General features: G+C 71.6%; 21 protein-coding genes. 11 read left to right on the top strand and 10 right to left on the bottom strand.

From position 1 onward, the window contains the following. Positions 1-594: AAA family ATPase (locus AB0F81_RS04645; RefSeq protein WP_360190895.1), on the top strand; the 594-nt coding region annotated here is incomplete at its 5' end. A gap of 1 nt (position 595) precedes the next feature. Here AB0F81_RS04645 and AB0F81_RS04640 read toward each other — a convergent pair. Next, positions 596-1,324, bottom strand: a complete 729-nt coding sequence (locus AB0F81_RS04640) for a hypothetical protein (protein ID WP_360190892.1) — start codon at positions 1,322-1,324, stop codon at positions 596-598. A gap of 51 nt (positions 1,325-1,375) precedes the next feature. Then, complete coding sequence (locus AB0F81_RS04635) at positions 1,376-2,263, bottom strand: LysR family transcriptional regulator (RefSeq protein WP_360190889.1); 888 nt, start codon at positions 2,261-2,263, stop codon at positions 1,376-1,378. 34 nt (positions 2,264-2,297) lie between these two features. On the opposite strand from AB0F81_RS04635, the gene gabT reads away from it, so the two are divergent. The 3 genes from gabT (at position 2,298) to AB0F81_RS04620 (ending at position 6,412) form a co-directional block, all read left to right on the top strand. Beyond that, a complete protein-coding gene (gabT, locus tag AB0F81_RS04630; protein ID WP_360190888.1) occupies positions 2,298-3,656 on the top strand; it encodes a 4-aminobutyrate--2-oxoglutarate transaminase in 1,359 nt (452 codons plus the stop codon). 159 nt (positions 3,657-3,815) lie between these two features. Further along, positions 3,816-5,201 carry an NAD-dependent succinate-semialdehyde dehydrogenase gene (locus AB0F81_RS04625; protein ID WP_360190886.1) on the top strand — a complete coding sequence of 462 codons (1,386 nt, stop codon included), beginning with the start codon at positions 3,816-3,818 and terminating at the stop codon, positions 5,199-5,201. A 437-nt stretch (positions 5,202-5,638) separates the two neighbouring features. Continuing rightward, complete coding sequence (locus AB0F81_RS04620) at positions 5,639-6,412, top strand: SGNH/GDSL hydrolase family protein (RefSeq protein ID WP_360190884.1); 774 nt, start codon at positions 5,639-5,641, stop codon at positions 6,410-6,412. Here AB0F81_RS04620 and AB0F81_RS04615 read toward each other — a convergent pair. The 3 genes from AB0F81_RS04615 to AB0F81_RS04605 all read right to left on the bottom strand — a co-directional run bounded on the left by AB0F81_RS04615 (position 6,381) and on the right by AB0F81_RS04605 (position 9,875). Beyond that, positions 6,381-7,745, bottom strand: coding sequence for a hypothetical protein (locus AB0F81_RS04615; protein WP_360190883.1), 1,365 nt, complete (start codon positions 7,743-7,745; stop codon positions 6,381-6,383). The genes AB0F81_RS04620 and AB0F81_RS04615 overlap by 32 nt on opposite strands. A gap of 96 nt (positions 7,746-7,841) precedes the next feature. Further along, the gene (locus AB0F81_RS04610; protein WP_360190882.1) at positions 7,842-8,180 is read right to left on the bottom strand and encodes a PadR family transcriptional regulator; all 339 of its coding nucleotides are present in this window, start codon (positions 8,178-8,180) and stop codon (positions 7,842-7,844) included. 42 nt (positions 8,181-8,222) lie between these two features. Further along, positions 8,223-9,875, bottom strand: a complete 1,653-nt coding sequence (locus AB0F81_RS04605; protein WP_360190881.1) for a methyl-accepting chemotaxis protein — start codon at positions 9,873-9,875, stop codon at positions 8,223-8,225. A 174-nt stretch (positions 9,876-10,049) separates the two neighbouring features. Here AB0F81_RS04605 and AB0F81_RS04600 point away from each other — a divergent pair, with 174 nt between their 5' ends. Then, complete coding sequence (locus AB0F81_RS04600; RefSeq protein ID WP_360190879.1) at positions 10,050-11,504, top strand: glycoside hydrolase family 43 protein; 1,455 nt, start codon at positions 10,050-10,052, stop codon at positions 11,502-11,504. A gap of 22 nt (positions 11,505-11,526) precedes the next feature. On the opposite strand, the gene AB0F81_RS04595 is transcribed toward AB0F81_RS04600, so the two are convergent. Next, on the bottom strand, positions 11,527-12,216 hold the full coding sequence (locus AB0F81_RS04595) for a response regulator transcription factor (RefSeq protein ID WP_360190877.1): 690 nt from the start codon (positions 12,214-12,216) through the stop codon (positions 11,527-11,529). Further along, a complete protein-coding gene (locus AB0F81_RS04590; protein WP_360190875.1) occupies positions 12,213-13,388 on the bottom strand; it encodes a histidine kinase in 1,176 nt (391 codons plus the stop codon). Before AB0F81_RS04590 ends, AB0F81_RS04595 begins: the two co-directional genes overlap by 4 nt. A 174-nt stretch (positions 13,389-13,562) precedes the next feature. Here AB0F81_RS04590 and AB0F81_RS04585 point away from each other — a divergent pair, with 174 nt between their 5' ends. Further along, entirely contained in the window at positions 13,563-15,689 is a 2,127-nt protein-coding gene (locus AB0F81_RS04585) for an MMPL family transporter (protein ID WP_360190872.1), read from the top strand. A gap of 10 nt (positions 15,690-15,699) precedes the next feature. Here AB0F81_RS04585 and AB0F81_RS04580 read toward each other — a convergent pair whose 3' ends face one another. Then, the gene (locus tag AB0F81_RS04580) at positions 15,700-16,500 is read right to left on the bottom strand and encodes an ATP-binding protein (RefSeq protein ID WP_360190870.1); all 801 of its coding nucleotides are present in this window, start codon (positions 16,498-16,500) and stop codon (positions 15,700-15,702) included. A 150-nt stretch (positions 16,501-16,650) separates the two neighbouring features. Here AB0F81_RS04580 and AB0F81_RS04575 point away from each other — a divergent pair, with 150 nt between their 5' ends. Together AB0F81_RS04575 and AB0F81_RS04570 are read left to right on the top strand one after the other, a co-directional pair. Then, positions 16,651-17,814, top strand: coding sequence for a monooxygenase (locus tag AB0F81_RS04575; protein WP_360190867.1), 1,164 nt, complete (start codon positions 16,651-16,653; stop codon positions 17,812-17,814). 18 nt (positions 17,815-17,832) lie between these two features. Further along, a complete protein-coding gene (locus AB0F81_RS04570; RefSeq protein ID WP_360190864.1) occupies positions 17,833-18,789 on the top strand; it encodes a TIGR03885 family FMN-dependent LLM class oxidoreductase in 957 nt (318 codons plus the stop codon). A 61-nt stretch (positions 18,790-18,850) separates the two neighbouring features. Here the strand turns inward: AB0F81_RS04570 and AB0F81_RS04565 are convergent, their stop codons facing one another. After that, positions 18,851-19,429: a TetR family transcriptional regulator gene (locus AB0F81_RS04565; RefSeq protein ID WP_360190861.1), complete on the bottom strand. Its 579-nt coding sequence runs from the start codon at positions 19,427-19,429 to the stop codon at positions 18,851-18,853. Positions 19,430-19,492: 63 nt separating this feature from the next. Between AB0F81_RS04565 and AB0F81_RS04560 the strand changes: the two genes are divergently transcribed. From AB0F81_RS04560 to AB0F81_RS04550, 3 genes are all read left to right on the top strand, one after another. Beyond that, positions 19,493-20,293, top strand: coding sequence for an SDR family oxidoreductase (locus AB0F81_RS04560; RefSeq protein ID WP_360190858.1), 801 nt, complete (start codon positions 19,493-19,495; stop codon positions 20,291-20,293). 460 nt (positions 20,294-20,753) lie between these two features. Then, a complete protein-coding gene (locus AB0F81_RS04555; RefSeq protein ID WP_360190855.1) occupies positions 20,754-21,344 on the top strand; it encodes a pentapeptide repeat-containing protein in 591 nt (196 codons plus the stop codon). Positions 21,345-21,758: 414 nt separating this feature from the next. Next, positions 21,759-22,721: a hypothetical protein gene (locus AB0F81_RS04550; protein WP_360190852.1), complete on the top strand. Its 963-nt coding sequence runs from the start codon at positions 21,759-21,761 to the stop codon at positions 22,719-22,721. A gap of 649 nt (positions 22,722-23,370) precedes the next feature. Here the strand turns inward: AB0F81_RS04550 and AB0F81_RS04545 are convergent. Continuing rightward, positions 23,371-24,024 carry a GntR family transcriptional regulator gene (locus AB0F81_RS04545; protein ID WP_360190849.1) on the bottom strand — a complete coding sequence of 218 codons (654 nt, stop codon included), beginning with the start codon at positions 24,022-24,024 and terminating at the stop codon, positions 23,371-23,373. Between the last annotated feature and the right edge of the window lie 186 nt (positions 24,025-24,210).

Raw genomic sequence — 24,210 nt, 5'->3', positions numbered from 1 at the left:
GACGTCTTCAACACGCTGCTGCAGATCCTGGAGGACGGTCGGCTGACCGACGGCCAGGGCCGCATCGTCGACTTCAAGAACACCGTCATCATCCTGACGACGAACCTGGGCACCCGGAACGCCGCGAAGGCGGTCCAGCTCGGCTTCCAGACCTCGGAGAGCACCGAGAACAACTACGAGCTGATGAAGACGAAGGTCAACGACGAGCTGAAGCAGCACTTCCGCCCCGAGTTCCTGAACCGGATCGACGACACGATCGTCTTCCACCAGCTCAGCGAGGACGAGATCCTGCAGATCGTCGACATCTTCGTGGCCCGCATCGCGGAGCAGCTCAAGAACAAGGACATGGGTCTGGAGATGACCGCCAAGGCCCGCAAGTTCCTGGCGACGAAGGGCTTCGACCCGGTGATGGGCGCCCGGCCGCTGCGCCGCACCGTGCAGCGGGACCTGGAGGACCCGCTCTCCGAGCAGATCCTCTTCAACGAGCTGCGGCCCGGGCAGACCGTGGTGGTCGACTGCAAGGGCAAGCCGGAGAAGCTGACCTTCCACAGCAAGGGCCGGGAGAAGGTGCCGGCCGCCGCCGGCGAGGAGTAGGTCACTGCCCGGCGAGCACCACCAGCTCGCCGGGCTCGGCCGTCAGCACCTGCGCGGCGCCCTCCATCTGGATCCGGTAACCGGTGGGCGGGCCGGGCGGGCCCCACACGGCGGCGACGATGGTCGCGGTGCGGTCCTCGTACGGGCTGGTGAGGACCCGCACCCGGGTGCCGGGGGCGTGCCCGTCATTGGCGACCATCAGCAGCGCGTCGAGGATCTGCCGGACACCGCGGAACGGCGGCTCGTCGAGTTCCGCCCGTTCCAGCAGCTCCCGCACCTCCCGGTCCAGCCGGGCGCACTCCATGTCGACCGCGGTCTCCTCGCCCATCTCGGCGATCCAGGCCAGCTCGCCGACCGGTGGCACCAGCTCCGGGGCGTGCGCCGCGACCGTCACGTAGAGCATCGACAGCAGCTCCTGACGGCCCTCGCCGGGATAGAGCGGGAACCGCTCGACGAGATGCCGGGCGCGGCCTTCCGGCAGCAGGGCGGCCCGCCGGGTGTCGTCGCGCCGCTGCTCGAACGACCGCCGGGCACGCTCCTCGGCCACGCGCCGCCGGCCCGGATAGATGGTGCGCCCGTAACTGGCGATCGTCTCGCCGGAGCGCAGGCCGACGGCCTCCAGCTGGCGCGCGGCCACGGAGTAGGCGACACCGGCGCGGGCCGCGTGCGCCCGGATGGCTCGTTTGCGGGCTCGCCCCCGCCGGGGCGTCCCTCGATTGTGATCAGTCATGCTGCTCACCGCCCTGTGCGGATGATATCGCCGGGTGTCTCTGCGCGGGGGTCACGAAGCGGGAGCGTCGTATCGCCGACGGACGAACCGGCCGAGCCGCCCGGCGAACTCGGCGATCGTCGCGGCGGCCGCGTGCCGCGAGTCCCAGACCGCGACCAGGCGGATGCTCAACCGGCCGCCCCCGGTCTCGATCGCGACCGGGACCAGACCGAACCGGGGATCGTCGGAGACCACCGCGATCCCCCGGCCGGCGGCGGCCAGGGCCTGCGCGACCGTACCGTTGGCGGCCTCGATCACGGTGGCCGCGCCGGCGCCGGACGCGGCGGCCGCGGCGTCCAGCGACTGCCGCGCGGTGAACGCCGGCGGCAGCACGATCAGCGGCTCGGCGAGCAGGTCGCTCAGCGGCACCGCGGACCGGCCGGCCCAGGTGTGGCCCTCGTGCACGTACGCCCAGACCGGCAGCACGGCGAGCGGCAGGCAGAGCAGGGGCGGGGCCGGCCGTACGGTGCCGATCGCCAGATCCGCGCCGAGCCGCAGCGTCTCGGCCGGGTTGAGCCCGTCGGCGCCGGCCACGCCGACGGTCGGGTCCTCCGGCGCCAGGGTCGCGATGAACGGCGACACCACGTCGGTGAGGGTGACCGTGGGCGCCCCGATGGTGAGCCGGTCCAGCCGGCCCTGCGCGTGGAAAGCGGCCGCCACCCGCAGCGCGTCGGCCCGTTGCAGCAGGTCACGAGCCTGCGTCAGGAGCGCCCGGCCGGTGGTCGACAGCTCCAAGCGGCCGCCGGAGCGGTCGAACAGCGGCACACCGAGATCGCGTTCCAGCTGGCGCAGCTGCCGGGACAGGCCCGGCTGGGTGAGGTGCAGCCGCTCGGCCGCGCCGCTGACCGTGCCGGCTTCCGCGGTCGCCACGAAGTAGCGGAGATGACGCAGCTCCATCATGCCTCCGAGGCATAGTCTCGCTGCCAAGATGGTAATGGACGGGCATACCTGTCGGCTCGACACTGGTCGGGTGAGCATCGAACAGCAGCGCCGGCTCGTCACCGCCCTCCCCGGCCCGCGATCCGAGGAACTGATGAGCCGCAAGACCGCGGCGGTCCCGGACGGCGTCGGCACCACCATGCCGGTCTTCGCCGCCCGCGCCGGCGGGGGCATCGTGGTGGACGTCGACGGCAACCACCTGATCGACCTCGGGTCCGGCATCGCGGTCACCTCGGTCGGCGCCAGCGCGCCCCGGGTGGTCGAGGCGGTGGGCGAGCAGCTCAGCGCGTTCACGCACACCTGCTTCATGGTCACGCCCTACGAGGGTTATCTGGCGGTGGCCGAGACGCTCAACCGGATCACCCCCGGCGACCACGAGAAGCGCAGCGTCCTGTTCAACTCGGGCGCCGAGGCGGTGGAGAACGCGGTGAAGATCGCCCGCTCGTACACCGGGCGGGACGCGGTCGTGGTGTTCGACCACGCCTACCACGGGCGGACCAACCTGACCATGGCGATGACGGCGAAGAACAAGCCGTACAAGCACGGGTTCGGGCCGTTCGCGCCGGAGGTCTACCGGGCGGCGGGCTCCTACCCGTACCGGGACGGGAACCTGGACGGTGCGACCGCCGCGGCGCGGGCGATCGACCAGATCGAGAAGCAGATCGGCGCGGAGAACCTGGCGGCGCTGGTGATCGAGCCGATCCAGGGCGAGGGTGGCTTCATCGAGCCGGCGCCCGGATTCCTGCCCGCGCTGGCGGCCTGGTGCCGGGCCAGTGGCGTGGTGTTCGTCGCCGACGAGGTGCAGACCGGCTTCGCGCGTACCGGTGATCTCTTCGCGTGCGAGCGGGAGGGTGTCGTACCCGATCTGATCGTGACCGCCAAGGGCATCGCCGGCGGCCTGCCGCTCTCCGCGGTCACCGGCCGCGCCGAGATCATGCAGGCGCCGCACGTCGGCGGCCTGGGCGGGACCTACGGCGGCAACCCGCTGGCCTGCGCGGCCGCCCTGGCGGCCGTCGCGACGATCGAGGCCGACGGCCTCGTCGATCGCGCCCGCAAGATCGAGACCTTGCTCATCGAGCGCCTGTCCCGCTTGCAGGCCCGAGATGATCGCATCGCCGACGTACGCGGGCGCGGTGCCATGATCGCCGTCGAGCTGGTCCGCCCCGGCAGCAGCGAACCCGACCCGCGCCTGGCCCGCGACGTGGCCCGTGCCGCGCATCAGCAGGGCGTCATCGTGCTGACCTGCGGGACCTACGGCAACGTCCTGCGGTTCCTGCCCCCGCTGACCATCAGCGACGACCTGCTGCACGACGCCTTCGACGTGCTCGACGCCGCCTTCGCCGCCACCCCCTGACCCGCACCGGGGTGACCTGCGCGCTGGGTGAGCTTCGGCCCGCACCCGCCCAACCGCCCTGCGGGAACCGGCCCGCACCCGCCCCAACCGCCCTGCGTGGATTTCGGCCCGCGTCCGCGCCCGAAGATCGCACGCTGACCTGCTTCAGGAGAACGCTCGATGAGTGCCACGTTCGCCGTTACCGATCCGGCCACCCTGGAGGCTGTCGCTGAGGTTCCCGACCAGGGGGTCGCGGAGGCTCGGGAGGCGGTCGACGCTGCGACGGCCGCCTTCCCCACCTGGTCGCGGACGGCGCCGCGGCGGCGATCGGAGATCCTGCACCGCGCGTTCCAGCTGATGTTGCGGGACCGCGACGAGCTGGCCCGGCTGATCAGCCGGGAGAACGGCAAGTCGCTCACCGACGCGGCCGGTGAGGTGACCTATGCGGCGGAGTTCTTCCGCTGGTTCGCCGAGGAGGCGGTCCGGCCCGGGGGCGAATACGGGGAGTCACCAGCGGGCGGCACCCGTACGCTCGTCACTCACCACCCGGTAGGCGTCGCCGCGCTGGTCACGCCCTGGAACTTCCCGGCCGCGATGGCCACCCGCAAGATCGCGCCGGCGCTCGCAGCCGGTTGCACCGCGGTCCTCAAGCCGGCGGCGGAGACGCCGCTGACCGCGCTCGCGGTCGCCCGGCTGCTCGCCGAGGCGGGCCTGCCGGACGGCGTGGTCACCGTCGTCACCACCACCGACTCGTCCGGCGTCGTCGGCGCCTGGCTGAACGACGAACGAGTCCGCAAGATCTCCTTCACCGGCAGCACCGCGGTCGGCCGGGTGCTGCTGCGGCACGCCGCCGACCGGGTGGTCAACTCGTCGATGGAGCTCGGTGGCAACGCCCCGTTCATCGTCACCGAGGACGCCGACCTGGACGCGGCGGTCGCCGGCGCGATGATCGCCAAGTTCCGCAACGGTGGGCAGGCCTGCACCGCCGCCAACCGGTTCTACGTGCACGCGGCGGTCGCCGACGAGTTCGTCGCCCGGTTCGGCGCGCGGGTGGAGAAGCTCGTCGTGGGCCCGGCCGCCGACGGCAGCGACATCGGGCCGCTGATCAGCGCGGCCGCGCTGCAGCGGGTCGAGCGCACCGTGACCGAGGCGGTCGCCGCCGGCGCCCGGATCAGCCACCAGGCCACGCAGTCCGGCGCGGCCGGCCACTTCTACCCGCCGACCGTGCTGGTGGACGTGCCGGCCGGCGCGGCCATCCTGCAGGAGGAGATCTTCGGCCCGGTGGCTCCCGTGACCACCTGGACCGACGAGACCGAACTGCTCCACGCGGTCAACGACACCGAATACGGCCTGGCCGCCTACGTCTTCGCCGGCGACCTGGCCCGGGCTCTGCGCCTCGGCGAATCGATCGAGGCCGGGATGGTGGGCATCAACCGCGGGCTGGTGTCGGACCCGTCCGCCCCGTTCGGCGGCGTCAAGCAGAGCGGCCTCGGCCGCGAGGGCGCCCGGGAAGGCTTGCGCGAGTTCCAGGAGACGCGCTACCTGAGCGTCGACTGGCCCCTCTAGGCAGTCCAGGCCCCCACCGGCCCACTTACTTCATCTGCGCTGGCGCCCGGCGCCGCAGAACGAGCGCTGGGCGTCAGCCAGACCAACCAGCTGACGCCTGGCGCTGGCCTACGACCGCCAAACGAGCACTGGGTGACAGCCGGGGTGGCGTTGGGGCGGGGTGGAGGGTGAGTGGCTGCTTAAGCCCGGCGGTCGCGTTGTGGGGCGCGACCCGGTGGGTGGTCGCGCGGGTAGCACAGGGGCACCTAGTTCGGCGGAAGCTGCGAACGCGTACCGGGAAAGGGCCGGAAGCGGACAGCGGAGCCGGACCCGCGCGGGGTGTCGCGGAGGGCGACCGGGAGAGAGTGTCGGATGGCCCACGTGCCGGGGCGCGGGAGGCCTACCGCCGGGTAGCGTCGGCGGTGATCCAGACTGCGGGGAGCGACGGGAGAACGGGAATGACGCGGTACGTCGCGATCGGTGACAGCTTCACCGAAGGGCTCGGCGACACGCAGCCCGACGGCACCGAGCGGGGCTGGGCCGATCTCGTCGCCGCCGGCATTGCTGCCGGGGAGGGCGAGACGATTCAGTACGCGAATCTCGCCATCCGTGGCCGCCTGCTGGAGCCGATCGTCACCGAGCAGCTCGACGCGGCGCTGGCCCTGTCGCCGCAGCCCACGCTGTTGTCGCTGAACGGCGGCGGCAACGACATGATGCGGCCCGGCGGCGACCTGGAGCGGCTGGTGAGCCTGACCGAGCAGGCGGTGCGCCGCTGCACCGACGCGGGTGTGCGGGTTCTGCTGCTCAGCGGGGCGGACCCGTCGGGGCACCTGCCGCTGGGCGGGCGGATGCGGCCGAAGGGCGCGATGCTCACCGAGGCGGTGCGCGGGTTCGCGGAGCGCTACGACGTGGTGTTCGTCGACATGTTCAACGACGCCGAGATCAAGAAGCGGCACTACTGGTCGGCCGACCGGCTGCACCTGAACGCGAACGGGCACCGCCGGGTGGCGAGTGTGGTGCTGGCCGCGCTCGGCTATCCGACGGAGGCCCACGTGATCGATCCGGGGCCGGCCGCGAGCCGCGGCCTGGTCGCCGAGGCCCGGTACTACCGGGAGCACGTGCTGCCGTGGATCCAGCGCCGGCTCGCCGGCCGGTCGTCGGGCGACAACCGGACCGGCAAGTACCTGGACTGGGTTCCGGTCAGCTCACCGGCAGTACCCGAGCGATCCTGATCGAGGCGTTCCCGCTGCCCGCCGCCGGGTAGGCGGCGCTGCCGTCCGGGTACGCCTTGAACGCCTGGTAGTTGTGGTCACGCACCTTGATGGTGAACGTGGCGCCGACCGCTTTGCCGGTGCCGGCGTCGTAGACCCGGGCCGCCGTCGCCGAACCGGACTGCCAGGTCAGCAGCATCCGGCCGGTGCCGTAGGAGACCAGGTGCGGATGCGCCGACGCCACCCCGGTGCTGATCGTCCTGTCGGACCGGCCGGTGGTGAAGTGCTCGAGCCGGACCGAGCCGCCCTGGCTCCAGGCCGTCCAGTAACCCTTGGTCTCGGCCAGCACCAGGTCACCGCCGAAGAGGGTGCCGTCGCAGGTGCCCACCGCCACCGTCCGGTACGGATCAGGCCGGGCGATCCGGCACTCGTTGTCGGTGGCGCAGACCGCCACGAACCGTTTGGTCCGCGGGTCCCAGACGATCCGTGACGTCCAGGCGTGACTGCATCCGACCTCGGCCGCGTCCCGGTGCCCGCTGACCAGGTTCCCGTTCGCGTCGACCACCTGGATCCGGTCGCCCTGGTGGATGTCGACGCAGGTGCCGTTCTTCACGGTGATCGCCACCCCGAAGTACGCGGCCCAGTTCTTGCCGTCGGTGGCGAGCCGGCCGTGGTGCTGATACCACCAGACGAAACGGGCGCCGTCGTCGTACCCGGTGCGCCCGCCGGTCAGATTGGTGACCTGCCGCTGCCAGACCTGCTTGCCGGCGTTGTCGAACCGGATCATGTGCATGGTGTAGCACGGGCTGGATTCGCCGCCGCAGAGCCGGCCGGTGCCGCAGTTGCCTTTGCGGGTGAGCAGCAGCACGCCGCCGTTCGCGTCGGCCTGCACGTCCTGCAGGTCGATCCCGGCGAAGCTGGTGGGTTCGCCAACGAGTTTGTCGGCGCAGTCCAGTTTGCCGAGGTAAACCTTGCCGTCGGTGCCGCGCCAGGCCAGCCAGGAGCCGCCGTCGGGCCGGGCCGCGATGGCCATCGGCAGCGGTTCGGTGTCGCCTTCGCTGCCGTAACCGGTGACCTTCGTGCCGAGCTTCACCTCGGTGACCCGGGCGACCGGGGTGGCGGAGATCTTGCGGGCGCACGGGCCGGTCGCGGTGGGCGCCACGGCGGACGGCGAAGCCGGGGCGGATGCCACGGTGGAGGGCGAAGCCGGGGTGGACGCCGCGCCGCTCGCAGCGGCGGCGCCAGCCGCGGGCACCGGGGACCCGGCGGCCTCCGGGTCGCTCGTGGAGCACGCACCGGTTGCCAGAGCGGCCATGAGTGCGATCGCCGCCGCGATGGTCCGCGATGTGCGCATACTGTTTCCTCGGGGATTTTTTAATTCTCGATTAGGGGCGACTTAAATGCACTTCGGCTGACGCCGGAAATGCAGCAATCGAAGACCCTAACCGTGTCAGCCCGAGAATGGAAACAGTGGAGAACTCTTTCCGAGAGGCTCCGGAAAAGCCGGCACCGACGTCTGCGCCCGCAACTCCGCGAGCGCCTGCCGGGCGTCCACCACCCCTGACGGCGTGAGCCGGTAGAACCTCCGGGCCGGCCGCCCCTGCTCGGACGGATCGATCTCCTCCCACCGGGCGGTCACCCATCCCGCCTCCTGCAGGCGGTGCAGGATCGGATAGAGGCTGCCGCTGGCCAGCCCGGTCGCCTGCATGAGCTCCAACCCGTACCGATCGGCGTCGGGCTCCGTGAGGAGCGCGGCCAGAATCCGCGCCGTCGGTATCGTGATGCGCATCCGCCGACTGTATCCGCCCTCTATATAGGGTGGACAGCCACCTCAGATCCGGAAGCGGCCGATCACCCGCTGCAGCTCCGCGCTGATCCCGGCCAGCTCGGTCGCGGTCCCGCTGGCCTCGGTGAGCGTCGACGTGGTGCTCTGCGCGGCGGCCGCGACCCCGGTGATCGTGCTGGCGATCTCGGTGCTGCCCTGCGCCGCGTCACCGACGCTGCGGCTCATCTCGCCGGTGGTCGCGGTCTGCTCCTCGACGGCCGACGCGATGGTCAGCTGGTAGTCGTTGATCCGCGCGATGATCTGCGAGATCTCGCCGATCGCGGCGACCGCGTTGGCGGTGTCCGACTGGATCGCCTCGACCCGACGGGAGATGTCGTCGGTGGCCCGGGCGGTCTCCTGGGCCAGGTCCTTGACCTCGCTGGCGACCACGGCGAAGCCCTTGCCCATCTCACCGGCCCGGGCCGCCTCGATGGTGGCGTTGAGGGCGAGCAGGTTGGTCTGCTCGGCGATCGCCGTGATCGTCTTGACCACGTTGCCGATCTCGGCGCTGGAATCGCCCAGCTTGGAGACGGTCGCGTTGGTGTTCTCGGCGACGCCGACCGCCTCGGAGGCGACCCGGGCCGCCTCGTTCGCGCTCTCGGCGATCTCCCGGATGGAGACGCCCATCTCGTCACTGCCGGCGGCGACGGTCTGCACGTTGCTGGAGATCGTGCCGGCCGCGGCGGCGACCGCGTCCGCCTGGGTGGCCGCCTGCTGGGCCGACTCGCCGATCCGCTCGGTGGCGCTGGTCAGCCGCTGGGTGCTCTGGCCGAGGATCTGCGAGCTGGCGGTCAGCTGGCCGACCATGTCACGCAGGCCGTCGCGGGCGGTGTTCACCGCCACCGCCATGCCGCCCAGCTCGTCACGGACCTGCACCTCGGCCGGCACGGTCAGGTCGCCCTGGGCGACCGCGGCGAGCGAGGTGGAGACGCTGCCCAGCTGCCGGACGATGATCCGGCCGATGAGGGCCGCCAGGGCGATCCCGAGCAGCAGCGCCACCGAGACGAAGACGATCATTTGGGTACGGGCGTCGCGATACGTCTCCTCGGCGGCCGCGGCCATCTCGCCCGACTCGGCGTCCTCGACCCGCTGGAGTTCCTCGATGGCCCCCTTGAGGTCGGCCTGGGTCTTGGTCCAGATCGCGACGACCTGGTCGGCGGGCGGCATCTCGAACCCGGCGGCCGGCGCCTCGCGGAAGAGCGCGACGTCCCGCAGATTGCGGTAGTAGGCGAACGCGTCGCCGAGCTTCTGCGCCGCCTCGGTGCGCTCCGGCGACCCGGCGGCCAGCGCGCGGTAGGAGTCCAGGGCCGCCACGAACGCGGTGTCGGCCTTCTCGGCGGTCTTCCGGGACTCGGCCTTGCCGGCCGCGTCCGGAGTGATCGCCCATCCGAACAGGCCCTGGAAACCGTCACCCGCCGCGCCGCGCAGCGTACTGAGCTGCACCAGGGCGTCGACGTGCTGCGCCTTCATCGCCTTGATGCCGTTGTTGAGCTCGCTCATCCGGTTCACCCCGAGCACACCGATGGCGAGCGCGGCGATCGCGATGGCGAGCACCGCGACGTAGATCTTGGTGCCGACGCCGAAGTCGGCCAGCCGCCCGGCTACCGGGTTGCGCTTCGCGGTCACCTGGTCAGCACTCGGCCGCACTCCCGTTCCCATACCTGGATGATCGGCAGATCCGGCGCAGAGATGAGCGAAGCGTGGTGCAACGTTCACATCGGCGGGCCACGCCGAGGGCATCTTGACAAGGAAGTTACGTACGTCAACACTGCGAAACAATTCAAGGCCAGCTATCCCGTCCCCCTGGTTAGCGCTCACATGAGGCAGGCCCCGATGCATCGAATCCTCGTCCGGATCACCACCCTGTTCAGCCTCGCCGTCCTCACCGTCACCGCCTGGACGCTGGCCGTGGTCAGCCCGGCCGCCGCGCTCGACCCGTTCACCGGCTACCTGATGGCCCACTTCATCGGGGAGTCGGCCCGCGGCGAGCAGATCTACCTGGCCCACAGCAAGGACGGCCGGAACTGGACCGACCTCAACGGCGGCAGCCCGGTGCTGCTCTCCACGGTCGGCACCCAGGGCGTCCGCGACCCCGCACTGGTCCGCTCCCCCGCCGGCGACCGGTACTGGATCATCGCGACCGACCTGCGGATCGCCAGCGGCACCTCGTGGGGCGACGCCTCCACCCGCGGCAGCAAGTCACTGGTCGTCTGGGAGTCCACCGACCTGGTCAACTGGTCCGCGCCCCGGCTGCTGAACGTGGCCGGCGCGATCGCCGGCGCCGGTGACGCCTGGGCGCCCGAGGCCATCTACAACGCCGCCACCGGTGACTACGTCGTCTACTGGGCCACCAATTCGGCGATGAACGGGGTCACCAAGCACCGCATCTGGTACGTGCGGACCAGCGACTTCCGCACCTTCACCGCCCCGCAGCTCTACATCGACCGGGGCACCGGCCAGGGCATCATCGACACCCAGATCATCGAGGTGCCGAACAGCCTCGGCGGTTACCGCTACTACCGGGCCTCGGCCGACGGGCAGATCACCATCGAAGGCAGCAACGCGATCCTGGGCAGCTGGACCCGGATCGGCGACCTGCAGCACCTCGGCATCTCCAACGGCGCCACCGGCGGCAACGTGGTCGAGGGCCCGATGTGGGCGCAGACCAACGGCGCCAACGAGTGGAACCTCTGGCTGGACCAGTACGCGACCGGCCGCGGCTACATGCCGGTGACCTCGACCAACCTGGGCAGCACCCAGAACTTCCGGACCCGCACCGACTACAGCCTCGGCGCCACCCGCAAGCGGCACGGCTCCATCCTCAACCTGACCGCCGCCGAGGAGAGCCGGGTGCTCGCCAAGTGGGGCGCGTCGGCGCCGCTGCGGCGGATCCAGTCCTACAACTTCCAGACCCGTTACGTGCGGCACGCCAACCTCGACGTCCGCATCGACGCCTCGGTCAGCCCGGCGCAGGACGCGCAGTTCCGGGTGGTCCCGGGGCTGGCGAACAACTCCGGCTACGTCTCCTTCGAGTCGGCCAACTACCCCGGCTACTACCTGCGACACTACAACTACGACCTGGTCCTGGCACCGAACGACGGGAGCACCACCTTCGCCGGTGACGCGACCTTCCGGCAGGTGGCCGGGCTCGCCGACGCGAGCTGGTCGTCGTTCCAGTCGTACAACTATCCGACGCGTTACCTGCGGCACTACAACTACCTGCTGCGGGTCGACCCGATCAGCACCACCCAGGAACGCGCGGACGCGACGTTCCGCATCACCAGCTGACAGCCGCGCGACCGGGCCGGCATCACCGGCCCGGTTCCGGCAGTGCGTCGGTCGGCCTGACCAGATCGTTCTGGTACGCGATGACGACCAGTTGCGCCCGGTCCCGCGCATTCAACTTGATCATCGTACGGTTGACGTGTGTCTTGACCGTGAGTGGCGAGACGTGCAGGCGCCGGGCGATGTCGTCGTTGGACAGCCCGTGCGCCACCAGCAGAAGGATCTCCATCTCCCGCTCGGTGACCAGGTCCAGAGCCGGCAGCCGGCGCACCGCCGGTGAGCGGATCTGGTGGATGAAGCGGCTGACCAGGCCCCGCGTGGCCCGCGGCGACAGCAGCGCCTCGCCGTCGGCGACCACCCGGATCGCGGTGACCAGGTCGGCCGGGTCGACGTTCTTGCCGAGGAAGCCGCTCGCCCCGGCCTGCAGCGCGAGCACCACGTTGTCGTCGTTGTCGAACGTGGTGAGCACCAGCACCCGCACCCCGGCGAGGCGCTCGTCGGCGCAGATCCGGCGGGTCGCCTCGATGCCGTCCAGGTGCGGCATCCGGATGTCCATCAGCACCACGTCGGTGCGCGTGGTGTGGCACAGGTCGACGGCCTCGCGCCCGTCGGCGGCCTCCCCCGCCACCTCCAGCCCCGACTCGGCGTCGATGATCATCTTGAAGCCGGCCCGGATCAGCGCCTGGTCGTCGGCGAGCAGCACCCGGATCGTCATGTCAGCACCTTCAGTTCGCTGTCGGCCGCGGCGGGCAGGACGGCGTGCACCCGGAAAGAGCCACCCGCGATCGCCCCGGCGGTGATCGTGCCGTGCGCCGCGGCCGCCCGCTCCCGCATGCCGAGCAGACCGAAGCCGGATCCGGAGCGGCGCGGGCGCGGGTGCGCGATCCGGTTGGTGACCTCGAAGGTGACCGTCTCCGGGCCGTACTCGACGTCGAGCAGGGCGCTGCCGTCGCCGTAGCGGTGGGCGTTGGTCAGGGCCTCCTGCACGATCCGGTAGGCGGCCAGGTCCGCCACCGCGGGCAGCGGCCGGGACTCGCCGCGCTGCTGGTGGCGCACCTCGAAGCCGATCGCGCGCAGGCTGTCGAGCAGGTCCGGCAGCCGGTCCAGTCCGGGGGTGGGCTCGGTGCTGTCCATCTCGTCCGGGTCGCGCAGCACGCTGATCACCGACTTGATCTCCTCCAGGACCGTGTCCGCCGCGGTACGGATGTGCCCCAGCACCGGCCACACCCGCTCCGGGTCGTTGCGCAGCACGTGCCCGGCGGCGCCGGCGTGCACGCTGATCACCGCGATGTGGTGGGCGACCACGTCGTGCAGTTCGCGGGCGATGCGCAGCCGCTCGTCCATCACCCGCCGCCGGGCTTCTTCCTCCCGGGTCAGCTCGGCCTGGCGGGCGCGTTCGGTCACCTCGGCGATGTAGGCCCGCCGCATCCGGGTCGAGTCGCCGGCCCCCGCGCCGCCGAAGATCCAGGCGAACAGCCCGAACTGGTCCGGCTTCCACCACTCCCAGAAATAGGCGGCGGAGCCGGCGGCCACCAGCGAACCCCAGACGAGCAGGGCGTAGAACCAGGGCCGGCGCCGCGGGGCGTACAGCGCGGCGGAGTAGGTCAGGACGCCGAGGGTGAGGACCAGCCCGCCGGGCGCCGCGCCGAACAGGATGGTCACCACGGTAACGACGGTGAGCAGGGCGAGACACCGCTCCGGATACCGCCGGCGCAGCCACGTGGTCACCGACGCCAGGACGGCGAAGGTGAGTGTCCACGCGCTGACCGGGCTCCCGTCCACCTTGAGGACCACGACGAAGACCGCGACCACGAGCGTGATGTCGCCGAGCCGCGCCCGATGGCGGTTGAGCCAGGGCGGAAGCCACCGGCCGTCCAGGTATTGCACGATCACGACGGTATGCGGCCGGGCCCGCCGCATCGTCATGTTCCCGCAGTAACCCGGCCCACCGCCGGCTACTGCGAACGCAGTACGCCGATGCCTGCGCCGGCCGGACGACGCCCGGGCCGTTCCCCGAGATCGTGATGGGGTCCCGGGTTTCACCTCGCAGCGGAGGACTTTGTGGCAACCCTTCTGTACCGGCTCGGCCGGTTCTCGTTCCGGCAGCGCCGGCTGACCCTGGCGGTCTGGGTCACCGTGCTCGCCCTGTTCGGCATCGGGGCGGTGACGCTCTCCGGACCGACCAGCAACGCGTTCTCGATCCCCGGCACCGAGTCGTCGCGGGCCATGGAGGTGCTGGAGGAGAAGTTCGGCGGCGGCGGTGACACGGCCTCCGCCAAGGTCGTCTTCACCGTGTCCGGGCCGGCCAAGCTCACCGGCGGCGAGCAGAGGGCCGTGGTCGACACGGCGGTCGCGCAGCTGGGGAAGGCGCCCGGGGTGGCCACGGTGACCGGGCCGTTCGAGGCGAAGACGATCTCGCAGGACCAGCAGACGGCGTACGCGACCGTCACGTACGCGATCCCCGCCGCCGACATCAGCGTCGACGACCGGAAGGCGCTGCAGGAGGCCGGGGACCGTGCGGAGGCCGCGGGCGTACGGATCGAGTTCTCCGGCGAGGTCACCCAGACCGCCGAGCAGAGTCACGCCGCCGAGGCGATCGGCATCGCCGTCGCCGCCCTGGTTCTGATGCTGACCTTCGGTTCGCTGGTCGCGGCCGGGCTGCCGCTGCTCACCGCGCTGATCGGCGTCGGCGTCGGGATGCTCGGCATCCAGATCGCCACCGGCTTCTTCGACCTGTCGTCGTCGACCTCCGCGCTGGCCACCATGCTCGGCCTGGCGGTCGGCATCGACTACGCGCTGTTCGTGGTCTCCCGGTTCCGGCACGAGCTGGCCGAGGGCCGCACCGGGGAGGAGGCGGCCGGCCGCGCCGTCGGCACCGCGGGGTCGGCGGTCGTCTTCGCCGGCCTCACCGTGATCATCGCGCTGGCCGCGCTGTCGGTCACCGGCATCCCGTTCCTCGCCGCGATGGGCTGGGCGGCCGCCGCCACCGTCGCCGTGGCCGTCGTGATCACGCTCAGCCTGGTGCCCGCGCTGCTCGGTTTCGCCGGCCGGCGGATCCTGCCGAAGCGGCACCGGCGCGCCTCCGCGAAGGTGCCGTTCGGCGAGCGCTGGGCGCGGGGGGTGCTGCGGCACCGCTGGGCCGCGCTGCTGGTCTCGCTCGGCCTGATCGCGGTGGCCGCGTGGCCGGCCCAGGACCTGCGGCTGGCGCTGCCCGACGACAGCACCGCGGCCGTCGACTCCACCCAGCGCAAGGCGTACGACCAGCTCGCCGAGGGCTTCGGCGCCGGCTCCAACGGCCCGCTCGTCGTGGTCCTTCCCGCCGACAGCGCCGAGCAGGCCCGGCAGGCGATCGGCAGGCTGACCGACGTCGTCATGGTCACCGCGCCGGTCGTGAGTCCGGGCGGGGACACCGCGATGCTGACCGTCGTCCCCGCCTCGGCACCGACCAGCGAGGCGACCAAGGACCTGGTCCACGCGATGCGCGCGTCGGGCATCCCCGGCCTCGCCGTCACCGGCACCACGGCCGTCAACATCGACATCTCGGAGAAGCTCTCCGACGCCCTGATCCCCTACCTGGCGATCGTCGTCGGCCTCGCGTTCGTGCTGTTGATGCTGGTCTTCCGGAGCATCGTGGTGCCGATCAAGGCGACCGCCGGCTTCCTGCTCAGCGTCGCGGCCGCGTTCGGCGCGCTGGTCTTCATCTTCCAGCAGGGCCACCTGGCCGGCCTGATCGGTCTGGACTCCACCGGCCCGCTGGTCAGCATCATGCCGATCTTCCTGATCGGCATCCTGTTCGGCCTGGCCATGGACTACGAGGTCTTCCTGGTCACCCGTGCCCGGGAGGAGTTCGTGCACGGCGCCGGACCGGACGAGGCCGTGATCGCCGGGATGAGCCACGGCGCCCGGGTGGTCACCGCCGCCGCGCTGATCATGATGAGCGTCTTTGCCGGGTTCATCCTGGCCGACGACACGATCATCAAGATGCTCGGATTCGGGCTCGCCTTCGGGGTGGCGGTGGACGCCTTCCTGGTCCGGATGACCATCGTCCCGGCCGTGATGTCGCTGCTCGGCCGCTCGGCCTGGTGGTTGCCCCGCTGGCTGGACCGGATCCTGCCGAACGTGGACGTCGAGGGCGAACGGCTCACCCGGCAACTGGCCGGCGCCGAGCGCGAGCGGGTGCCGGTCTGATCGAGCCGGCTCAGCCGGTGAAGTCCTCCCGGATGATCGCCCAGACCACCTTGCCGTCGGTGGTCGGCATGGCGCCCCACGCCGAGGACGCCTCGTGCACGATCTGCAGGCCCCGGCCACCCTCGGCGAGCTTGGCACCGCCCCGGCCTCGCATTCCCGCGCCGGGCCGGGGCATCACCCGGCTGTGATCCTCGACCGCCAGGTGCAGGCCCCGCCCGCGCCGGCTCATCAGCAGCCGCCCGTCCGTCGCGGTGTGCTCCAGCACGTTGGAGACCAGTTCGGAGACCACGATCTGCACCGGGTACGCCAGGTCCTCCCGGCCCCAGGCGTCGCAGGCGTTCTGGGCCAGCTTGCGGGCTCGCGCCGGCGTCTCCGCGTCCCGGTCCAGCCGCATCTCGATCCGATCGGTCAGCGGCCGGCCCCTCATCAGGGCCTGCTCGGCCGCCTCGGCCCGGGCGTAGAGCGGCAGATAGCGGAGCGCGCCGCTGCGGCGCAGGTTCGCGGTCAGCGCGCCCTCTTCCGGTGCACAGACGGCGACCGGCACCGGCGGGTCCATGCCGGCGCCCCGCCGGTACGCCGTCACCCACGCCGGTCCACTGCGGCCGGACTCGTCGTCCAGACCGGTCAGGTCGAGCAGCAGCCCGCGCGGATGCTCGCTGAAACACTTGCGCAGCGCCACCGAGACCGTGGTGGCCAGGGCCAGACTCCACGGGCCGTGCAGGCTCATCAGGGTGATGTCGGCGTCGAACTCACTCCGGACGGCCACCTCGGACGGCCCGGTGTCGAACAGGTAAGGCGGGGAGACGCCCATAGCGCGATCGTACGGAGTGTCACCACCATCCGCATCTGCCGACAACGGTGAAGGACTAGGGGTCTATATCCGGGTTGTCACGGATGGGCCGCTGACAGCGCACTTGGAATGATTGGCGCGTCTCGTCACCCGGCCTTGGGGAGGCCCGTCATGAGATTCATCCGTTGGGGTGTCGCCGGTGCGGTCACCGTTCTGCTCCTGGCCGCGGGCTGCGGCTCTGATCCGCCGGCCGAGCCGGGCGCCGCGGCGAGCACCGATCCGCACACGTCGCACAGCGCCGGATCAGCGCCACCGCCGGCTCCGCTGCGCACCGGGGAGCGCTTCGCCGACATCGGGCTGGCCCAGCCGTACACGCCGGCCGCGCCGAACGGCGGCACCGACGAGTACCGGTGCTTCCTGGTCGACCCGAAACTGACCGAGCCCGCCTACCTGACCGGCAGCCGCTTCCTGCCGCAGAACGCCGCCGTCGTGCACCACGCGATCTTCTACCGGCTCGCCCCGGAACAGGCGAAGGCCGCCACCCAGGTGGACGCCGAGACCCCCGGCGAGGGCTGGACCTGCTTCGGCGACACCGGCGTGCAGGGCGAGACCGCCTGGGTCGCGCACTGGGCGCCCGGCGCCGGCGAGACGCTGATGCCGGAGGGCTACGGCTTCGCGATGCCGCCCGGCAGCAAACTCGTCATGCAGATCCACTACAACCTGCTCGGCGCCGGTGACGGCGGCGACACCAGCGACCGGTCCGGCATGCAGATGCGCCTGGCCGACGGGAAGGCCCCGCTCAAGCCGCTCGAGACGGCCCTCGCGATGGCGCCGATCGAGCTGCCCTGCGAACCGGGCGGTACCGGCCCGCTCTGCGACCGCGAGGCGGCCGTCGCCGACGTCGCGAAACGCTTCGGCGCCGACTCCGGCGAGCAGGTCGCCCAGCTCGTCCAGTGGTGCAGCGGCGGCAAGCCCAAGCCGGGCAACACGCAGAGCTGCGACCAGCCGGTCGAGGAGGCCGGCACGATCCACATGGCGGCCGGTCACATGCACCTGCTGGGCCGGGCGATCAAGGTCGAGCTGAACCCGGGCACCGCGAAGGCGCAGACCATCCTCGACCAGCCGAACTACAACTTCGACGACCAGGCGCTCGTGCCGCTGGCGAAGCCGATCACGGTCGCCCGGGGCGACACGGTCCGGGTGACCTGCACCCACGACGCCACGCTGCGGGCGAAACTGCCACAGCTCAAGACGCTCCCGTCCCGGTACGTGGTGTGGGGCGAGGGCACCAGCGACGAGATGTGCCTCGGAATCATGGTGATGTCGAAGAGCTAGGCGGGTACCAGTAGGGCCATGACCGAGTACGGCATTCACGCCTCGCACGAGCAGATCCCGCCCGGCGCACTCCTCGAGGCGGTGATCGCCGCCGAACGAGCCGGCTTCGACGCCGCGATGTGCTCCGACCACTTCTCGCCGTGGAGCGCCCGCCAGGGCCAGTCGGGTTTCGCCTGGTCCTGGCTGGGCGCCGCGCTGCAGGCCACGAACCTGTCGTTCGGCGTGGTGAACGCACCCGGCCAGCGTTACCACCCGGCGGTCATCGCGCAGGCGATCGGGACGCTGGCCAGCATGTACCCGGGCCGGTTCTGGGCCGCGCTCGGCACCGGCGAGTTCAGCAACGAGCACATCACCGGCGGCAAGTGGCCGCGCAAGGAGGTCCGCAACGCCCGCCTGCGCGAGTGCGTCGATGTCATCCGGGACCTGCTGGCCGGCGAGGAGGTCTCCCGGGACGGCCTGATCACCGTCGACCGGGCCCGGCTCTGGACCCGGCCCGAGGTGACCCCGCCGCTGATCGGCGCCGCGGTCAGCAAGAAGACGGCACGCTGGTGCGCGGAGTGGGCGGACGGCCTGGTCACGGTCAACGCGCCGGAGCCGTACCTGCGGGAGATGATCTCGGCGTACCGGGACGCCGGCGGCCGCGGGCCGGTCTGCCTGCAGGTGCACCTGAGCTGGGCGCCGACCCAGGCCGAGGCCGAGGAGATCGCCCACCACCAGTGGCGCAGCAACATCTTCAAGCCGCCGGTCTGCTGGGACCTGGCCACCGCCGACGAGTTCGACGTGGTCTCCGAGAACGTCACGGTCGAGCAGGTGGCCGAGGTGGTCAACATCTCCGCCGACCTGGAGCGGCACATCGCCTGGCTGCGCGGCTACGCCGCGCTCGGCTTCGACCGCATCTACCTGCACCACGTGGGCCAGGATCTGGGTCCGTTCGTGGAGACCTTCGGCGCGAAGGTCCTGCCGGCACTTCGCTGAGAACCCGTCGGGGTACGCCTGCGTCAGGCCCCGTGGCATCGGCCGGGGCCTGGGTGGGCGTTCACCCGCGGATCGCCGCGACCGCCCCGTCGAACAGCCCCTCCAGCGGGACCGCCCCGTCGCACCGGGCCCACGCCTCGCTGGCCACGTCCAGGCAGGTGAGGACGGTGGCTACGAGCGCTTCCGCCCGTACGTCCGCGGGGTCTGCCGGATCGGCGCCGAGCCGGCGCCGGACCTCGGGGGTGAGTGCCGCCTGCCATTGCAGATGTTTCTCGATGCTGCGCGCGCGCAGCGAGGGTGTCTCGTGGACCATCTTGAAGATCTTGAGCATCTCCGCGTCGGTCTCGGCCAAGCCGGCCTTGACCGCGTGCATGGCGCTGACCAGGGCGGTCCACGCGTCCTCGGACTCCGGGCGGGCCTGCAGCGCGTCCCGGATCAGCTCGCCACGGGCGGCGAGGTCGCCGAGGACGACGTCCTCCTTCGTGCCGAAGTAGCGGAAGAAGGAGCGGCGCGAGATGCCGGCCGCGGCGGCGATGTCGTCGATCGTGGTCGCCTCGAAGCCGCGCTCCAGGAAAAGCTCCATCGCGGTCCGGGTGATCTCGCCGTAGACGGCGTTGCGGGTCCGGGACCAGAGCGACATGCCGCGACCTTAACACGCCATGCCCCATTGACACTCAGTGCCACATCGACATAGCGTGCCACCATGGCTGTCGACTACCGCAACCAGACCACCCTGATCACCGGCGCCAGCTCCGGCCTCGGCGTCGAGTTCGCCCACCGGCTCGCCGCCCGCGGCTCCCACCTGGTCCTCGTCGCCCGCCGCGGCGACCGCCTCAACCAGCTCGCCACCGACCTCACCGCCCGGCACGGCATCACCGCCACCCCGATCCCGATGGACCTGGCCGTCCCCGGCGCCGGCGCCAAACTCCACGCCGCGGTCGCGTCGCACGGCATCGAGGTCACCGGCCTGATCAACAACGCCGGCTTCGGCACGCACGGCCTGTTTCACCAGGCCGACCCGCAGCGCATCACCGACGAGATCACCCTCAACGTGACCAGCCTGACCGAGATCAGCCGGGCCTACATCGAGACGCTGCGCACCCGCGGCGACGGCATCCTGCTCAACGTCGCCAGCATCGCCGCCTTCCAGCCCGGCCCGACCCTCGCCGTCTACGCCGCCACCAAAGCCTTCGTGCTCAGCTTCACCGAGGCGCTCGCCTACGAGTCGCGCGGCACCGGCCTGCGCGTCATGGCCCTCTGCCCCGGCGCCACCCAGACCGAATTCTTCGACGTCGCCGGCCAGGGCGCCGACGGCGGCACCCGTCGGATGACCGCGGAGCAGGTCGTCGGCCTGGCGCTGGCGGCGCTGGACCGGCGCAACCCGCCGCCCAGCCTGGTCACCGGCCGGGTCAACCGCTTCATGATGACCGCCAGCCGCCTCGCCGGCCGGCGAATCACGCTGGCCGCCCTCGGCGCGATGATGAAGCCTGGTCAGGCGGGCTGAGGGCGGGGTTCCGGCCGGCCTCAGGCGGGAGATATGCGTCCCCGCGCTTGGGCACCGGCGTTGCGAAGAGGGTCGGGCTCGCCTCCGGCCAAGCCGAACACCGGGGTTCCGGGCCCACCACCGCCAAGCTCAGCCCGCGGCCCGAGTCCACCTTCGCCGCCCTGAGTGCAGGGTGTCGAGCCCGCCTCCGCCGCCCTGAGTGCAGGGTGTCGAGCCCACCTCCGCCGCCCTGAGTGCAGGGTGTCGAGCCCACCTCCGCCGCCCTGAGCGCAGGGTGTCGAGCCCGCCTCCGCCGCCCTGAGCGCAGGGCTCGGCCCGCGTCCGCCGGGGTGAGCGCGGGGCACGGATCGGCCTTCGCCGAGCCGCGTCAGCCGCCTCACGGGCCGCTCCCACTCCGACGTCGGCTCCCGCGGGCTGCCGGCCGGCGAAAATGTCGGTGGTGGGGCCTACGCTGACCGGCATGGCGGAGACGAAGACTTACGTGACAACCCGTGACTGGGATGCGGGGGCGTCCGAGCTGCGCAGCCACCAGGGCGTCACCTTCTCCGCCCTGGATCTCTGCGAGACCGACGTGCGGGGCGTCGAGTTCTCCGACTGCACCTTCCGCGACGCCCGTTTCAACTGCTCCCGCCAGACCGACGTGGCGTTTCTGAACTGCACTTTCATCAACTGCACGTTCTTCGACGCCACATTCACCAACTGCAAGATGGTCGGCAGCACGTTCCAGCAGTGCACGTTCGACATCATGACCGTCGAGGGCGGCGACTGGTCATTCGCCGCCCTGCCACGCGCCGACCTGAGCAGCGCCACCCTGACCGGCGTCCGCATGCGCGAGGCAGACCTGACCGGCGCCCGCTGCCACGGCGCCACCATGCGCGACTTGGACCTCTCCGCCGCGACTCTGACCGCCGCCGACTTCACGAGCTGCGACCTGCGAGGCTCGGATCTGTCCGCCCTGGACCCAGCCTCCGCCGAACTCCGCGGCGCCATCATCACGGTCGACCAGGCCGTCACCGTCGCGATGGCGCTGGGCTTGCAGATCCGCGACTGACTGACACGCGAGGGCGGTCAGCCCGGCATCCGCGCCCGAGCGATCGGCCCGCGTCCGCGCCCGAGCGATCAGCCCGGCACCCGCGCCCGAGCCAGCAGCCCGGCATCCGCACCCCAGCGAGCAGCCGGGCATCCGCGCGAGGGCCAGCAGCCCGGCATCCGCGCCCGAGCCAGCAGCCCGACATCCGCACCCCAGCGAGCAGCCCGACATCCGCGCCCGAGCCAGCAGCCCGACATCCGCGCCCGAGCCAGCAGCCCGGCATCCGCCAGCACGGCTGGCATCCCACTCCGGGCGCTGCCCTGTCGCCTGTCTATGCCGGTCGTCTTTCTATGCGGGTCGTGATCCTGAGCGGGTTGGAGATCGGCGCGGGTTCGGCGTGGATTGGAATTTGCGCTGTTGGGGTTTGCTCGAAGGATGGGCGCACCGGACGAGGACCTGGACGCGAAGATCGATCGCCTGTCAGCGTCGCTGCGGGAGCGAGAGCAGCTCGGACCGCGCCGGGCCGGAATTGTGGCGGCCATTGCGCGGGCTTCCGGTGAGCTGGAAGAACTGCGCCGTCGGGCGGTTGCGGAGGAGCAGGACGTCGACCGGCTGGAAGGGTTCTCGGTGGACCGGGTCCTGACCATGCTGCGCGGCGTCCACGGGCGGAGCCTGGAGCGGGAGCGCGCCGAGGCCGAGCAGGCCCGCGAACGGGTGGCGGACGAGATGGGCCGGCTCGATCATCTCGAGTCGCAGTTGGCGCAGGTCAATGCCCGGCTGGACGCTACCTCGACCGCGCCTGCCACCTATGCGGCGGCCATCGCGGAGCGGGAGCGGCGGCTGCGGGAGGCCGGCGGCGACGCGGGGCGCCGGCTGACTGAACTCGCCGAGGAGAGCGCGGAGCTGGCAGCGCAACTGCGCCGTCTCGAGCGGGTGGCGACGACGGCGAGGCGGGCCGCGGAAGCGCTGCGTAAGGCAAACGAGCTGCTGGAGTCGGCGGACGGCTGGTCGGCGGCGGACACGTTCCTGGGCGGCGGCGCACTCAGCAGCCACGTCAAGCATGAGCGGCTCGATGAGGCGGCCGGCCACATCGTAGGAGCGGAACGCCTACTGAGACTCCTGCGGGACGAGCTGGGCGAGGAAGACCTCGCCAATCCGGTGTCGGCCGGTCTGGGGGTCGACGGCACGACCCGGGTCATCGACGTCTTCTTCGACAACATCTTCACCGACCTCGGCGTGGGCTCGCAGATCGGCGCCGGCTTGACACAGGTCGGAAGAGCCGCGGTACGGGTACGCGAGGTCCGCACCGCACTGACCACCCGGATCGCCGAGCATCGTGCCCAGCTCCGGCTAGTCGAGGCCGAGCGAGCGAGGCTAACCGCCCCCGACGAGATCTAGCCGAATCCAACTCAACCCAGCGCAAGTCACCAAGATCCGCCGGCCTCCTCCCACGACGTCCAGATAGCCAGGGCGGGCCCCAGCGCTGGATCACGGCCCTTGCGGCAGCACCGACCGCCAGCCGCCCTGGCCAGCTGACAACCAGCGCCGGGTCGCGGCCCTTGCGGCAGCGCTGAGAGCCAGCCGCCCAGTCCGGCCGACAACCAGCGCTGCATCGCGGCCCTCCCCACAGCACCGACCGCCAGCCGCCCTGGCCAGCTGACAACCAGCGCCGGGTCACGGCCCCTGCGACAGCACTGAGAGCCAGCCGCCCCGTCCGGCCGACAACCAGCGCTGGATCACGGCCCTTGCGGCAGCACCGACCGCCAGCCGCCCTGGCCAGCTGACAACCAGCGCCGGGTCGCGGCCCCTGCGGCAGCACTGAGAGCCAGCCGCCCCGTCCGGCCGATAACCAGCGCTGGGTCACGGCCCTCCCGACAGCGCTGAGAGCCAGCCGCCCTGTCCGGCTGACAAGCAGCGGTGGTTGCGGCGCTTGCGGCAGCGCTGTGCGTCGGCCGGGCAGGGCGGCTGGCGGTCAGGGGGGGAAGGGCAGCGCAGGCGGTGAGCGGTGGGCTGGTTGGGTGAGAAAAGCGGGGCGGATGCGGTGGGGTCAGGGGGAGAAGGCTTGGAGGTGACGGGTGCGGGCGGCGGCGAGGTGGGCGTGCATGGCAGCCTCGGCGCGGTCGGGGTCGGCGGCCTGGACGGCGGCGGCGATCTGGCGGTGTTCGTCGGTGGTGGAGGCGGTCTCGGCATATGGGAAGTACAGGCGGTGAATGTGCAGGTGCGCGTGGAGGCGGGTGATCGCGTCGCGGAGCAGCGGATTGCCGGCGGCCTGGGCGAGGCGGTCGTGGAATCGGGCGTCCAGCGCCGTGAATGAGGCGTGGGAGCGGGGGCCTTCAGAGTCGGGGGCTGCTGCCTCGTACGAAATGGTGGCCTCGATGTTGATGGTGGCGCGCAGGCCGGCGGTGGCGCGGATGGCCGCCCAGCGGGCGGACGCGCCTTCCAGGACGATCCGCATGTCGAACATGTCGTTGAACTCGTCGCGGGTGAGCAGCGGGCTGACCGTGTAGCCGGCGAGTGGGCGCTTGCGGACGAGACCTTCGGATTCCAGCCGGGCCAGCGCCTCGCGGACCGGAGTGGGTGAGACTCGCAGGTCGCGGGCCAGCGCCTCGATGTTGAGCCGGGCCTCGGGAGCGAGCCGGTGCTCCAGGATAAGCGCCTTGAGCGACTCGTGCACGCCATCGCTGAGCACGGAACGACGCACGGAGCGGGGCTCGGCGCGAGGCACGGAGCGGGGCTCGGCGCGAGGCACGGAGCGGGGCTCGGCGCGAGGCATGGGACGGGGCTCGGCGCGAGGCACGGAACGGGGCTCGGAGCGACCCTGGGAACGGGGCTCGGAACGACGGATGGGTGCCGACATCGTTACCCTCCGGGTTGACGCGGGTATCGA

The sequence above is a fragment of the Actinoplanes sp. NPDC024001 genome (assembly GCF_040638955.1).
GTDB lineage: Bacteria > Actinomycetota > Actinomycetes > Mycobacteriales > Micromonosporaceae > Actinoplanes.
This window is presented reverse-complemented; position numbering and strand designations above follow the sequence as displayed.

Excerpts from the sequence above, each read along its gene's own strand:
- AB0F81_RS04600 (WP_360190879.1), top strand. The coding sequence starts at position 10,050 with ATGCATCGAATCCTCGTCCGGATCACCACCCTGTTCAGCCTCGCCGTC.
- AB0F81_RS04625 (WP_360190886.1), top strand. The coding sequence starts at position 3,816 with ATGAGTGCCACGTTCGCCGTTACCGATCCGGCCACCCTGGAGGCTGTC.
- AB0F81_RS04565 (WP_360190861.1), bottom strand. The coding sequence starts at position 19,429 with ATGTCGCTCTGGTCCCGGACCCGCAACGCCGTCTACGGCGAGATCACC.
- AB0F81_RS04635 (WP_360190889.1), bottom strand. The coding sequence starts at position 2,263 with ATGATGGAGCTGCGTCATCTCCGCTACTTCGTGGCGACCGCGGAAGCC.
- AB0F81_RS04575 (WP_360190867.1), top strand. The coding sequence starts at position 16,651 with ATGAGATTCATCCGTTGGGGTGTCGCCGGTGCGGTCACCGTTCTGCTC.
- AB0F81_RS04555 (WP_360190855.1), top strand. The coding sequence starts at position 20,754 with ATGGCGGAGACGAAGACTTACGTGACAACCCGTGACTGGGATGCGGGG.
- AB0F81_RS04615 (WP_360190883.1), bottom strand. The coding sequence starts at position 7,745 with ATGCGCACATCGCGGACCATCGCGGCGGCGATCGCACTCATGGCCGCT.
- AB0F81_RS04620 (WP_360190884.1), top strand. The coding sequence starts at position 5,639 with ATGACGCGGTACGTCGCGATCGGTGACAGCTTCACCGAAGGGCTCGGC.
- AB0F81_RS04605 (WP_360190881.1), bottom strand. The coding sequence starts at position 9,875 with ATGGGAACGGGAGTGCGGCCGAGTGCTGACCAGGTGACCGCGAAGCGC.
- AB0F81_RS04570 (WP_360190864.1), top strand. The coding sequence starts at position 17,833 with ATGACCGAGTACGGCATTCACGCCTCGCACGAGCAGATCCCGCCCGGC.
- AB0F81_RS04560 (WP_360190858.1), top strand. The coding sequence starts at position 19,493 with ATGGCTGTCGACTACCGCAACCAGACCACCCTGATCACCGGCGCCAGC.
- AB0F81_RS04580 (WP_360190870.1), bottom strand. The coding sequence starts at position 16,500 with ATGGGCGTCTCCCCGCCTTACCTGTTCGACACCGGGCCGTCCGAGGTG.
- AB0F81_RS04550 (WP_360190852.1), top strand. The coding sequence starts at position 21,759 with ATGGGCGCACCGGACGAGGACCTGGACGCGAAGATCGATCGCCTGTCA.
- AB0F81_RS04640 (WP_360190892.1), bottom strand. The coding sequence starts at position 1,324 with ATGACTGATCACAATCGAGGGACGCCCCGGCGGGGGCGAGCCCGCAAA.
- AB0F81_RS04610 (WP_360190882.1), bottom strand. The coding sequence starts at position 8,180 with ATGCGCATCACGATACCGACGGCGCGGATTCTGGCCGCGCTCCTCACG.
- AB0F81_RS04595 (WP_360190877.1), bottom strand. The coding sequence starts at position 12,216 with ATGACGATCCGGGTGCTGCTCGCCGACGACCAGGCGCTGATCCGGGCC.
- gabT (WP_360190888.1), top strand. The coding sequence starts at position 2,298 with ATGGACGGGCATACCTGTCGGCTCGACACTGGTCGGGTGAGCATCGAA.